Genomic DNA, 12393 nt, shown 5'->3' with positions numbered 1-12393 from the left:
CCCTCTCAGTAGACGACCGACGGCAGCTGGGCCGTCTCGTCATGCGGCTTCTCTTCGGTGTCGGGCCCCTTCTGGGCGGCCCGGATGATGAGGCGGATCTCGACGACGGCGAGCGCCGCGTAGATCGCCGTGAACGCGATGAGCGATATCAGCACTTCGAGGCCGCTGACGCCCGGCGAGACGCCGTCCTGCGTGGTCATCAGCCCGAACACGATCCAGGGTTGCCTTCCCATCTCGGTGAAGACCCAGCCCATGATGTTGGCGGCCAGCGCGAGCGGGAACGACCAGATCGCGACCTTCCACATCCACGGTGCGACCGGCTTCTTGGCGCCCTTGCGGGTGACCCAGAGGCCCGCGACGGCGACGAGCGCTGCGGCGATGCCCAGGCCGATCATCCAGCGGAAGGCCCAGTACGTGATCCACAGGATCGGGGCGAAGTCAGTCAGACCGGTGGAGGCGTACGTCTGGGCGTACTCGGCGTTGAGGTCGTTGATGCCGTGCACGCACGCGTCGAGCGTGTGCGTCGACAGCAGCGAGAGCAGATACGGCACGCGGATCGAGAACAGCTCGGAGCTGCCGTCCGGTGTGCCGAGCGTGAAGATGCTGAACGAGGCATCCGGCCCGCACACCGTGTTGAAGGTCGCCTCGGCGGCGGCCATCTTCATCGGCTGCGCGGCGTACATCGCGAGGCCGAGCTGGTCGCCCGTGAGCACGACGCCCGCGGTGGAGACGATCATGGCCCACAGCCCGAACTTCAGCGAGATGCGCATGGTGTCGAAGTGCTGACCGCGGGACAGGTGCCAGGCCGAGACCGAGATGACGACACCGGCGGCGAACATGAACGCGCCGAAGATCGTGTGCGGGAACGCGGCGAGCGCGACCGGGTTGGTCAGGAGCGCCCAGAAGTCGGTCAGCTCCGCGCGGTTGGTCGCCTCGTTGAACGTGTAGCCCACCGGGTTCTGCATGAAGGCGTTGGCGGCGATGATGAAGTACGCCGAAAGGATGCTGCCGATCGAGACGCACCAGATCGTGGCGAGGTGCAGTTTCTGCGGGAGCTTGTCCCAGCCGAAGATCCACAACCCGATGAAGGTCGCCTCGAAGAAGAAGGCCAGCAGTCCCTCGAATGCGAGCGGAGCACCGAAGACGTCGCCGACGAAGCGGGAGTAGTCCGACCAGTTCATGCCGAACTGGAACTCCTGCACGATGCCGGTGACCACGCCCATGGCGAAGTTGATCAGGAAGATCTTGCCGAAGAAGCGGGTCAGGTGCAGGTACTGCACCTTCGCGGTGCGCACCCACGCCGTCTGGAAGATCGCGGCGACCAGCGCCATGCCGATCGTCAGCGGCACGAAGAGGTAGTGGTAGACGGTCGTCAGCCCGAATTGCCATCGGGCCAGAGCGAGCGGATCAAGCCATTCCATGCACGACTCCTGTTCTGTGGTGCCGCTGCGTCGTGCGGTGACGCGGCGGCTCCGTTCCCTCGACCAGCGGCGCGGTGGTGTCGCGCAGCTGCACGGTGCAGTCCGACGGGAGGACAGCATCGCGTACGCACTCGGCTTCGAGTGGTCCGCCTGCCTCGTTCAGGACGCCTTGCATGAGTTCGAGGTGCACGCGGCACAGCATCGGGCGGTCTTCCGATCGTCCGGCGGCATGCGGGCACGGGCTGAGGTCGACGGTGAGCCGACGGTCGTCGAGGACGGGCTCGAATCCGCTCTCCTCGAGGTGCTCCACGAGCGCGTCGAGCTGATAGGTGGCTTCTCGGCCGAGTCCGGACGCCACGGCATCCGGGAGCATGCTCCGCATCAGGTCCCCACGGCGGGCGGCGGCCTTGGCCTTGTCCCGCGCCACCGGACTGGAAGCTCCGGGCGCCCCGGTGGCGGCGCTGTACAGCGTGCGCGGCCGCCCTCTCGTGGTGCGGTGCTCGATCGTGGGGATCACGTAGCCGCCCTCGATCAGGCGCTGCAGGTGCTCGCGAACCGTGTTGGCGTGGAGCCCCGTGGCGTCGCACAGTTCGGTGATCGAGAGCTCTCCTCGGGTCTGCGAACTTCCCGCTTCGAAGAGCAAGTGCAGGATCTGCACCCGGGAGTAGCTCGAGATCGGCCCGCACACGGGCCCGCCGTTGGCCATGAACCCAGTATCCCGCGACGCTGCGAGTTTGCCGAGAGGTATGGCCGTGAATAAACACCTGGCCGATAGGGATGTCTGATGCCGGCGATAGCCTGGGGGCATGGCCACCCGGAAACCCGCTCCTCCCGCGTACGTGTGCACGGAATGCGGGTGGACGACCGCGAAGTGGGTCGGCCGCTGCGGCGAGTGTCAGCAGTGGGGAACGGTGCAGGAACAGGCGGCGCAGACCGGCATCCTCCGTCGCGTCGGCCCCGTCGCCCCGACGGCCGACCGTGCCGCTCGGCCCATCACGCAGATCACGACGCAGGATGCTCCGCGGCGCTCGAGCGGCGTCGGCGAGTTCGACCGTGTGCTCGGTGGCGGCATCGTGCCCGGCGCCGCCATCCTGCTCAGCGGAGAGCCGGGCGTCGGCAAGTCGACGCTGCTGCTCGAGGTCGCCGCCCAGGCCGCGCGCGGCGGGCGGCGCGTGCTCTACGCGAGCGCCGAGGAGTCCCCTGGCCAGGTGCGCCTGCGCGCCGAACGTACCGGCGCCCTGCACGACGAGCTCTACCTCGCCAGCGAGACCGATCTGGCGACGATCCTCGGCCACATCGACGAGGTCAAGCCCCAGCTGGTGATCGTCGACTCGGTGCAGACCGTCTCGTCGTCGCTGATCGACGGTGCCGCCGGGCAGCCGAGCCAGGTGCGCGAGGTCGCGGCCACCCTGATCCGCATCGCCAAGGACCGCGATCTGCCGATCATCATCGTCGGCCACGTCACGAAAGACGGTCAGGTCGCCGGTCCCCGCGTGCTCGAGCACCTGGTCGACGTCGTCTGCCACTTCGAGGGCGACCGACAGACCTCGCTGCGCTTCATCCGCGCGCTCAAGAACCGCTTCGGCCCCACCGACGAGGTCGGCTGCTTCGAGATGACCGGAGACGGCATCGCCGAGGTGCCCGACCCCTCGGGGCTGTTCCTCTCGCAAGGGGCCACCGAGCCGGGTACCTGCGTCGCGATCTCGCTCGAAGGACGACGTGCGCTCCCTGTCGAGGTGCAGGCGCTGACGGTTCCCAGCAACGCACCGAATCCTCGCCGCATCGTGCACGGCCTCGACTCCTCACGGGTGGCGATGGTGCTGGCGATCCTCGAACGGCGCGCAGGCGTGCCCACCGGCAGCCTCGACGTGTACGTGTCGACGGTCGGCGGCGTGCGCTTCACCGAACCGGCAGCCGATCTTGCGATCGCCATCGCCGTGGCCGGTTCCATCCAACAGATATCGGTGCCGCGCACCGTCGCGGCGGTGGGCGAGCTCAGTCTCGCGGGCGAGATCCGTCCGGTGACCCAGGCGGCACAGCGGCGGTCCGAGGCTGCGCGTCTCGGCTACGAGCAGGTGGTCGACGATCGCTCGAAGACGCTCCGCGCCGCGCTCGGCGATGTGCGGGCGCGCAACACCTCACGCCGCGCCGACCGCGACATCCCGCCGTTCTGACCGGTACCGCGCCGACGGGAGGCTGGGCTCAGGCGTCGAGCGCCTTGAGCAGTTCGGCGGGGTCCGCCTGCATCGGGTGGGGCCCTGCGATGTCGAGGAAGACCGTGGTGATCGGATGCGCCGCCAGGAACTTCCGCAGCCACTCCGCGCTGTAGATGCCCACGCCCGGCGGCAGATTGGCCGGCTTGTTCTTCGCGTCACTGAACAGCAGCAGCGCGAGGTCACCGGTCTTCGGGTCACGGTATGTCCACACCTCGCCGCTGTCGAGCGGGTTGTCACGCGCCCCGGGCTTGATCAGCGGCACGACGGTGGTGCCGTGACGGAGAGCGAGAGCGACCGCGGCGACGTCCTGCTTCTCCAGGGCCTGTGCCAGAGCATCCGACCGGAAGTCCTCGGGTGCGGGCTTGTTCTTCGCGGACTTCGCCTTCTTCGCTGCCATGTGTCCAGCTTATTCACGGCGCAACGCGCAGAGCACCGATTCGGCCGTGGATACGATTGGGGCCCTCTCGAGTCCCACATTGGGGACTGGGGTACTCGAGAGGGCCCTCGGACTCTCGGGCGGCGGTGTCGAAGCGCTGGGGACGCTGTAGTTCGACGCCACTGGGGATGGCTTGGTGCCGCTAATGCGGAGAGTCGCTTCTATGGTATCCCAAAGACCCACGGATGTCAGCATCGCGGGGGGATGACCGCCGATGTCGCTCCGTTTCGTGCGAGATCCGCCGATTCGCAACGATTTCCGACGAGGTTCACCGGGATCCCTTCGAACTCAGCGGAGCGCGATCCGGCACGACTCAGTAGAGCAGGATCTGCGCGCTCGACGGGCTCGTGAACCCGCCGATCGAGACCTCGACGTGGTACGAGGCTCCCCCGCCCGGTGCCCGCTGTCGGTTCTCCTGCGCGCAGGTCTCGACGCTCGAACGCGTGCGATCCCAGGTGACCGGGTCCTTGCTCGTGACGGTCGTGCCGGCCGTGAGCGTGGCGATCATGCTGCTCGGGTTCTCCTGGCAGTCGGTCGAACGCCACCACACGTCGGCACCGCTGGAGATGGTGAAGGACTGGGTCGTCGATCCCACGTCGATCGTGCAGTCCTTCGTGCCCTTGTTCGTGAGCGAGATCGAGAGCTTCGGCAGCACGCCGGCTGCGTACGTCTCGGCGTCGGTCACGGCCGCGACCTCGATGTCGGCCGCCTCGCAGGGCGCGACCGCCGGAGTCTGCTCGGCTGACGGATCGGGGGTCGGCGACTCTCCGTCAGCGGTGGAGCTGGAGGAGGGCGAGGGAGATGTCGACGGCGTCGGAGACGGGGTGGACGCCGTGCCTGCGGCAGCCCACGGTCGCGCGATCAGAAGCCACGCTCCGATGCCGATGGCGGCGACGGCCAGCACGAGCGCGATCAGGACGACCAGTCGCCGACGACGGTACACGGCGGCGGAAGGACGAGGCATGTCTCCAGGCTAAGCGATCCTCTGCCACGACCCGGGGAGGCCCCTCGGCACGGACCGGCGAAGGAGTGTCAGAGCACCTTGAGCATGCGGGTGTTGCCGAGGGTGTTCGGCTTCACGTGCGCGAGATCGAGGAACTCCTCGACACCCGCGTCACCGCTGCGCAACAGCTGCGAGTACACGTCGGGGTCGACGACCTGCTCACCGATCGGCGTGTAGCCGCGTCGTCCGAAGAACTCCACCTCGAAGGTGAGGCAGAACAGGCGGGTCAGGCCGAGCATCCTGGCGTTCTCCTCGAGGCGGTCGACGATCGCACGTCCGACGCCGTGGTGCAGCCAGTCGTCGCGCACGAGCAGGGTGCGCACCTCGCCGAGGTCTTCCCAGATCACGTGCAGCGCACCGCACCCGATCAGCACCCCGTCGGCCTCTGCCACGACGAACTCCTGCACGGCGCCGTACAGCACCGCCAGATCCTTGCCGAGCAGGATGCGCTGCTCGACGAGCGGCTGCAGCAGGGTGCGGATGCCGACGATGTCAGCGCTCCGCGCCGGTCGGACGATGTACTCGCTCACACCACAAGCCTAGAACCCGAGACCCGGCGGCACCTGTACCGGACACAGGAAAGGGGCGGATGCCGCAGCATCCGCCCCTTCTCATGAATCGACTGAGGTCACTCCCCGCTGGCGACCGCCAGATCGGGGGTGCCGGCGATCGCGCCGCCGCCGGTGTTGACGCCGACCGCGACGGGGCCGCCGTCGCGCGGGCCGTGCTCGAAGAGGAACTGCCCGTCCTTCGCGTCGACCTTCACGTGGTCACCAGAGTTGAGCTCACCGTGCAGGATCTTCTCCGAGAGACGGTCCTCAACCTCGTGCTGCATCGCGCGACGCAGCGGTCGGGCACCGAGCGCGGGGTCGAACCCGATCTCGATGAGGCGCTCCTTGGCGGCCTGCGACAGCTCGATCGTCATGTCGCGGTCCAGCAGACGCTCGCCGAGGCGCTTGGTGAACAGATCCACGATCTGCACCAGCTCCTCCTTCGAGAGCTGCGGGAACACGATGATGTCGTCGACACGGTTCAGGAACTCGGGCTTGAAGTGCCGCTTGAGCTCTTCGTTCACCTTGCCCTTCATGCGGTCGTAGCTGGTCGAGTCGTTGCCCTCGATCTGGAAGCCGACAGGACCGCCCGCGATGTCGCGTGCACCGAGGTTGGTGGTCATGATGATGACCGTGTTCTTGAAGTCCACGATCCGACCCTGACCGTCGGTGAGTCGACCCTCTTCGAGGATCTGCAGCAGCGAGTTGAAGATGTCCGGGTGGGCCTTCTCGATCTCGTCGAAGAGGACCACGCTGAACGGCTTGCGCCGCACCTTCTCGGTGAGCTGGCCACCCTCTTCGAATCCGACGAATCCGGGAGGGGCACCGAACAGACGCGAGACGGTGTGCTTCTCACCGAACTCGCTCATGTCGAGCGAGATCAGCGCAGCCTCGTCGTCGAACAGGAACTCGGCGAGAGCCTTGGCGAGTTCGGTCTTTCCGACGCCCGTGGGGCCGGCGAAGATGAACGAGCCCGAGGGACGCTTCGGGTCCTTGAGGCCGGCACGCTGGCGACGGATCGTCTTGGAGAGGGCGGCGATCGCCTCTTCCTGACCGATGACGCGCTGGTGCAGGGCCTTCTCCATGAAGACGAGTCGGCTGGACTCCTCTTCCGTGAGCTTGAAGACCGGGATGCCGGTGGCCTGTGCGAGCACCTCGGCGATCAGACCCTCGTCGACGACCGCGGAGGTCGCGACGTCGCCCGCACGCCACTGCTTCTCGAGACGCAGACGCTCGGCGAGGAGGCTCTTCTCCTCATCGCGGAGGGCGGCGGCCTTCTCGAAGTCCTGCTCCTCGGAGGCGATCTCCTTCTGCTCGCGCACGGCGGCGATCTTCTCGTCGAATTCGCGCAGCTCGGGCGGGCTCGACAGGATCGACAGACGCAGGCGTGCGCCGGCCTCGTCGATCAGGTCGATGGCCTTGTCCGGGAGGAACCGGTCGGAGACGTAGCGGTCGGCGAGGTTCGCCGCGGCCACGATGGCGCCGTCGGTGATCTGCACCTTGTGGTGCGCCTCGTAACGGTCGCGGAGTCCCTTGAGGATGTTGATCGCGTGCGGCAGCGTGGGCTCGTTGACCTGCACCGGCTGGAAGCGGCGCTCGAGCGCGGCATCCTTCTCGAAGTGCTTGCGGTACTCGTCGAGCGTGGTCGCACCGATCGTCTGCAGCTCGCCACGGGCGAGGAGCGGCTTCAGGATGCTGGCCGCGTCGATCGCGCCCTCGGCGGCACCCGCACCCACGAGGGTGTGGATCTCGTCGATGAAGACGATGATGTCGCCGCGCGTGCGGATCTCCTTGGTGACCTTCTTCAGGCGCTCCTCGAAGTCACCGCGGTAGCGGGAACCGGCGATGAGCGAGCCGAGGTCGAGCGAGTAGAGCTGCTTGTCCTTCAGCGTCTCGGGCACATCGCCCTTGACGATCGCCTGGGCCAGCCCCTCGACGACGGCGGTCTTGCCGACACCGGGCTCACCGATCAGGACGGGGTTGTTCTTGGAACGGCGGGAGAGGATCTGCATGACCCGCTCCGCCTCCTTCTCGCGCCCGATCACCGGGTCGAGCTTGTTGTCGCGCGCGGCCTGGGTGAGGTTGCGGCCGAACTGGTCGAGCACGGCGGATCCGCCCTGGGTGCCGGCCGGCGAGTCGTTGGTCTGCGCACCGACGGAAGCCGGCTCGCGACCGGGAGCTCCGGAGAGCAGCTGGATGACCTGCTGGCGGACCTTGTTGAGGTCGGCGCCGAGCTTGACGAGCACCTGGGCGGCGACGCCCTCACCCTCGCGGATGAGGCCGAGCAGGATGTGCTCGGTGCCGATGTAGTTGTGGCCGAGCTGCAGGGCCTCGCGGAGGCTGAGCTCGAGCACCTTCTTGGCGCGCGGGGTGAACGGGATGTGCCCGGTCGGCTGCTGCTGACCCTGGCCGATGATGTCCTGCACCTGCTCGCGCACGGCGTCGAGGGAGATGCCGAGGCTCTCGAGGGCCTTGGCGGCGACGCCTTCACCCTCGTGGATGAGGCCGAGCAGGATGTGCTCGGTCCCGATGTAGTTGTGGTTGAGCATCTTCGCCTCTTCTTGGGCGAGGACGACCACTCGACGGGCTCGGTCCGTGAATCTCTCGAACATGCTGTGACTCCTTATTCGCACGGGGCGAAGCGCTGACACCTGTGGCGTTCTCTGCGCCTGTACATCGAGAGTAACCACCGTGCGGGGCACGTATGCCCGTGTTCGCCGTGGGCATACCGGGGCTATGGCAGGCGGTGTGACGAGGTGTCGAAAGCGACGGGGATTGACGACCATATCGATTGTCGTTATCTTATCGTTTATCGCTAACAACGATCATCGATAAGGAGCGATCATGACCTCGACGAAACAGGGCACTCTGTCCCGCGGCGACGCCGCTGCACTCATCGCCTTCTGCGTCGCCGGCGTGGCGATCGCGGCGTACATCACGGTCTTCTCGATCATCCGCATCATCACCCTGCTCAGCGGCACGATGATCCCGGTGATGGTCGAGTTCGTGGATCAGCCGATCGAGGCTCCGCTCGGCGCAGGTGGTGCGAACATCACCCTCGAACTGGACAGGGCGATCCTCACCGCCCCGACCCTGCCGGGGATCGCGATCGGCGCGGGCGTCCTCGGACAGCTCGCCCAGATCGTCGCGATCATCGTCGTGATCGGATGCCTGATGCTGCTGGCGCACAGCATCCTGAGCGGCACGGTGTTCAGCCGACGCAACACGCGACTCGTGATGGTCGCCGGCATCGTCGGCCTGCTCGGCTTCGCGGCCGTGCGGTTCTTCGACAACATGCTGGCCAACGCTGCCGTCTCCGCGGTCACCGAGAACGCTGTCGACAATGCGGTGATCAGCATCGAGCCGTTCACCTTCATCCTGGCTGCGTTCATCATCTCGGTCATCGGCACCACGTTCGTGATCGGCGATCGACTGCAGCGCGAGACGGAAGGATTGGTCTGATGACCACGACGAAGACGACTTCCCCGGCCACCCGCTCCGAGACCGCTGACGCCATCACCGTGATCCTCTACGCTGCAGCGGCGCTCGTCACCGTCGCATTCGCCACGATCCTGCGCGTCGCCGGCACCTTCCGCGAAACGGGGATCGCGTGGACGGTCCCGATCGACCAGCAGCCGATCTCCGCCACGACCGACTCCGGTGCCATCTCGATCGAGGGGTTCGCGGACGAGGCGATGGTCATCGCCGACGGGGTGAACGCGGCCTCGGTCACGGCCATCATCGCCGCCATCGCGCTGTGGGCTCTCGCGGCCGTCGCGGTCATCGCGGCGGTGACGCTGGTCGCCTGGAACTTCCTCCGCGGACGCTTCTTCGTCCGTCCGAACGCGCGAGCCTTCGACGTGATCGGTTGGACGCTCGTCGGCGCTCCGATCCTGATCGTGATGTTGGAGACGATGGGCCGCAACGGCGTCACCTCCGCTCTCGGCATCGGCGACGGGGAACCGGTGCATCCGATCGAGTTCTGGAGCGTCGCGCCGATCTTCGCCACCGGGGTGACGGTGGGTCTGATCGCGGTGGCATTCCGCCGCGGCATCCGGTTACAGAACGAGAAGCTCGCGCTCGAGAAGGAAACGGAAGGACTCGTCTGATGCTCAGCTTCGGTTCGGACGAGGTGTGGCCGTCCCTGCTCAACATCGGGATCGCGCTCGCGGTGATCGCGGTCATCCTCGGTGTCGTCGTGTGGAGAGGGCGCCGGAGGGGCAGCCGCACGATCGCGCTCGACGCGGCACTCACGCTCTCCGGGTGGTGGATCCTGATGTCGGCGGTGGGCGCTGTGATCTACATCTTCAAGGCGTTCACCGTCCCCTGGGCGGAGTTCGACGGTCAGACCCACGTGTATCTGGATTGGCCGGCCGGTCTGGCGTGCTCGGAGTTCGGTGACAGCGCAACGACGATGCTGACCTGTGGCAGCGAGCAGCTCTCCGAGTTCACTGTCGGCCAGGCGTCGCTGGGGCTCCGGTTGCTCGCGGCATCCGCACAACTGAGCAGCCTTGCTCTGGCCACCATGCCCGCGGTCATCGTGGCGGTCATCTGCTTCCAGACGTTGCGGGGCCGCGCGTTCTCACGCTCCGTGACGCGTGGCCTCACCGGCGGCGCGATCGCCGTGCTCGTGTTCGGCGTGGCGGCCGATCTCCTGAGCGGTATCGCAGCCACAGCCGGCCTTCGCGAGGTCTTCTCACCGGACAGCGAGTGGTACCCATCGTTCTACCAACTGACCGTCACGCCGCTCCCCTTCGTCGGCGCGCTCGGGCTGCTCGCTCTCGCCGCCGTGTTCCGTCAGGGCACACGTCTCGAGCAGGAAAGGGCGCAACTGCAGCAGGAGAAGGCGGTTCTCGAGAAGGACACGGAGGGACTGGTGTGAGCCCGGCGGAGAGCGACGACGAATTCACCGGCATCCACTGCCGACTCGACGAGCTGCTCGCCGAACGCGGCATGACGCTCACCGAGCTGAGCGCCGCGGTCGGGGTGAGCATCGTGAACCTGTCGGTGCTGAAGAACGACCGCGCCCGTGCCATCCGCTACTCCACGCTGCGCGCGATCTGCGAGGCCCTCGACTGCGAGGTCGGCGAGCTGCTGGTGCTCGCCCCGCGCTGACGGGGAACGCTCTCCCCGGTCGCAGTTCCTGCCGCCCGTGGCGCGTTCAGGCGGCAGGAAGTGCGACCGGAACCGGGCCTCCCCGCCGCACCGAACGGATTCCGGCTCACAACGTCATCCTTCGTCATATCCACCCAGGGAATTCTCAGGGAGTCATAGCGTTGGGCCTCATGGCGCGCACACGGTGCGCCGCGATTCTGGAGTCCCCACCCTCATGAGCACCACCGCACGCGCCCAGAAGGCGCCTGATACCCGCGGACCGGTCCGGAAGCTGCTGACCTCGTTCGGCTTCCAGATCCTCGCCGCTCTCGTCCTCGGCATCGCCGCCGGTCTGATCGGCCGCCAGCTCGGCGCGACCGCCGAGAACCCGACCGGGCTGTCCGCGACACTCGACACCATCGGCAACTCGTATGTGACGCTGCTGCGCGCCGCCGTGGTCCCCCTGATCTTCACAGCGATCGTCGCCAGCATCTCGAACCTGCGTCGCGTGCAGAACGCCGCACGCCTGGCGGGCCAGACGATCCTGTGGTTCGCGATCACCGCGTTCATCGCCGTGATCATCGGCATCGTCCTCGGCCTCGTGATCCAGCCCGGCAACCGCGCCGGTGAGGGCCTCGAACCGGGCGACCCGTACACCGTGGGCACCTGGTGGAACTTCCTGCTCGGGCTCATCCCGCAGAACTTCCTCGGCCTCGCCGTGAGCACCAACCCCGGAGCGGCTGAGGGCACCTTCTCGTCGAGCGTCGGCTTCAACATCCTGCAGGTCATCGTGGTCGCGGCCGTGGTCGGCATCGCCGCACTCAAGGCCGGCAAGAAGGCGGAGCCGTTCCTCGTCTTCACCGAGTCGCTGCTGAAGGTCATCCAGCGCGTGCTGTGGTGGATCATCCGCATCGCCCCGCTCGGCACGTTCGGCCTCATCGGCTCTGCGGTCATCAAGTACGGCTGGGAGAAGCTCGCCTCCCTCGGCTGGTTCGCCGCCGCCGTCTACATCGGTCTGGCCCTCGTGCTGTTCGTGGTCTACCCGATCCTCGTGCGCACGCACGGCCTCTCGATCAAGCAGTACTTCTCGGGCGTCTGGCCCGCCGTGCAGCTGGCCTTCGTCAGCCGCTCCTCGATCGGCACCCTGCCGCTCACCGAGCGCGTGACCGAGCGCAACCTCGGTGTGCCCCGCTCGTACGCCTCGTTCGCCGTGCCGCTGGGCGCGACGACCAAGATGGACGGCTGCGCCGCGATCTACCCGGCCATCGCCGCGATCTTCGTCGCGCAGTTCTTCGGCATCGAGCTGAACTTCGTGCAGTACCTGCTGATCGTCATCGTCTCGGTCGTCGGCTCGGCCGCCACCGCCGGCACCACGGGTGCTGTGGTGATGCTCACGCTGACGCTGTCGACCCTGGGCCTGCCGCTCGAGGGCGTCGGGCTGCTGCTCGCGATCGACCCGATCCTCGACATGGGCCGCACCGCGGTCAACGTCGCCGGCCAGGCGCTGATCCCGACGATCGTCGCCAAGCGCGAGGGCATCCTGAACGAGGAGCTCTACAACGCGCCGCGTGAGGGCCTGCCCTTCGCCGACGACTCCGGAGACGACGACGCTCCCGAAGCGGATGCCTCCGCCGACAAGGAACCGGTCAGCGCCCGCTGACCGCTCCCGCCG

At 67.4% G+C, this 12393-nt stretch carries 12 protein-coding genes; 6 read left to right on the top strand and 6 right to left on the bottom strand.

Annotated features, from left to right (window positions below; all coding sequences use genetic code 11):
* Positions 1–5 precede the first annotated feature (5 nt).
* Together ACLFA2_RS11765 and ACLFA2_RS11760 are read right to left on the bottom strand one after the other, a co-directional pair.
* The gene (locus ACLFA2_RS11765) at positions 6–1421 is read right to left on the bottom strand and encodes a cytochrome ubiquinol oxidase subunit I (protein WP_021201308.1); all 1416 of its coding nucleotides are present in this window, start codon (positions 1419–1421) and stop codon (positions 6–8) included.
* A complete protein-coding gene (locus ACLFA2_RS11760; protein WP_021201309.1) occupies positions 1408–2127 on the bottom strand; it encodes a helix-turn-helix transcriptional regulator in 720 nt (239 codons plus the stop codon). Before ACLFA2_RS11760 ends, ACLFA2_RS11765 begins: the two co-directional genes overlap by 14 nt.
* A 100-nt stretch (positions 2128–2227) precedes the next feature.
* Between ACLFA2_RS11760 and radA the strand changes: the two genes are divergently transcribed.
* Positions 2228–3595, top strand: a complete 1368-nt coding sequence (radA, locus tag ACLFA2_RS11755) for a DNA repair protein RadA (protein ID WP_021201310.1) — start codon at positions 2228–2230, stop codon at positions 3593–3595.
* A gap of 28 nt (positions 3596–3623) precedes the next feature.
* Here radA and ACLFA2_RS11750 read toward each other — a convergent pair whose 3' ends face one another.
* From ACLFA2_RS11750 to ACLFA2_RS11735, 4 genes are all read right to left on the bottom strand, one after another.
* The gene (locus ACLFA2_RS11750) at positions 3624–4034 is read right to left on the bottom strand and encodes a hypothetical protein (RefSeq protein WP_021201311.1); all 411 of its coding nucleotides are present in this window, start codon (positions 4032–4034) and stop codon (positions 3624–3626) included.
* Between the two features lie 352 nt (positions 4035–4386).
* Entirely contained in the window at positions 4387–5037 is a 651-nt protein-coding gene (locus tag ACLFA2_RS11745) for a hypothetical protein (protein WP_021201312.1), read from the bottom strand.
* Between the two features lie 68 nt (positions 5038–5105).
* On the bottom strand, positions 5106–5606 hold the full coding sequence (locus ACLFA2_RS11740; protein ID WP_021201313.1) for an amino-acid N-acetyltransferase: 501 nt from the start codon (positions 5604–5606) through the stop codon (positions 5106–5108).
* Positions 5607–5704: 98 nt separating this feature from the next.
* Positions 5705–8239, bottom strand: a complete 2535-nt coding sequence (locus tag ACLFA2_RS11735; RefSeq protein WP_021201314.1) for an ATP-dependent Clp protease ATP-binding subunit — start codon at positions 8237–8239, stop codon at positions 5705–5707.
* Positions 8240–8471: 232 nt separating this feature from the next.
* Between ACLFA2_RS11735 and ACLFA2_RS11730 the strand changes: the two genes are divergently transcribed.
* From ACLFA2_RS11730 to ACLFA2_RS11710, 5 genes are all read left to right on the top strand, one after another.
* A complete protein-coding gene (locus ACLFA2_RS11730; RefSeq protein WP_426621357.1) occupies positions 8472–9089 on the top strand; it encodes a hypothetical protein in 618 nt (205 codons plus the stop codon).
* Positions 9089–9736: a hypothetical protein gene (locus ACLFA2_RS11725; RefSeq protein ID WP_029259878.1), complete on the top strand. Its 648-nt coding sequence runs from the start codon at positions 9089–9091 to the stop codon at positions 9734–9736. Before ACLFA2_RS11730 ends, ACLFA2_RS11725 begins: the two co-directional genes overlap by 1 nt.
* Positions 9736–10509: a hypothetical protein gene (locus ACLFA2_RS11720; protein WP_029259877.1), complete on the top strand. Its 774-nt coding sequence runs from the start codon at positions 9736–9738 to the stop codon at positions 10507–10509. The genes ACLFA2_RS11725 and ACLFA2_RS11720 overlap by 1 nt, the downstream gene beginning before the upstream one ends.
* Complete coding sequence (locus tag ACLFA2_RS11715) at positions 10506–10742, top strand: helix-turn-helix domain-containing protein (RefSeq protein WP_021201318.1); 237 nt, start codon at positions 10506–10508, stop codon at positions 10740–10742. The genes ACLFA2_RS11720 and ACLFA2_RS11715 overlap by 4 nt, the downstream gene beginning before the upstream one ends.
* A 214-nt stretch (positions 10743–10956) precedes the next feature.
* Entirely contained in the window at positions 10957–12381 is a 1425-nt protein-coding gene (locus tag ACLFA2_RS11710; RefSeq protein WP_021201319.1) for a dicarboxylate/amino acid:cation symporter, read from the top strand.
* Positions 12382–12393 lie beyond the last annotated feature (12 nt).

The organism is Microbacterium sp. As-52, from assembly GCF_049949185.1.
GTDB classification, from domain to species: Bacteria; Actinomycetota; Actinomycetes; order Actinomycetales; family Microbacteriaceae; genus Microbacterium; species Microbacterium maritypicum_A.
This window is presented reverse-complemented; position numbering and strand designations above follow the sequence as displayed.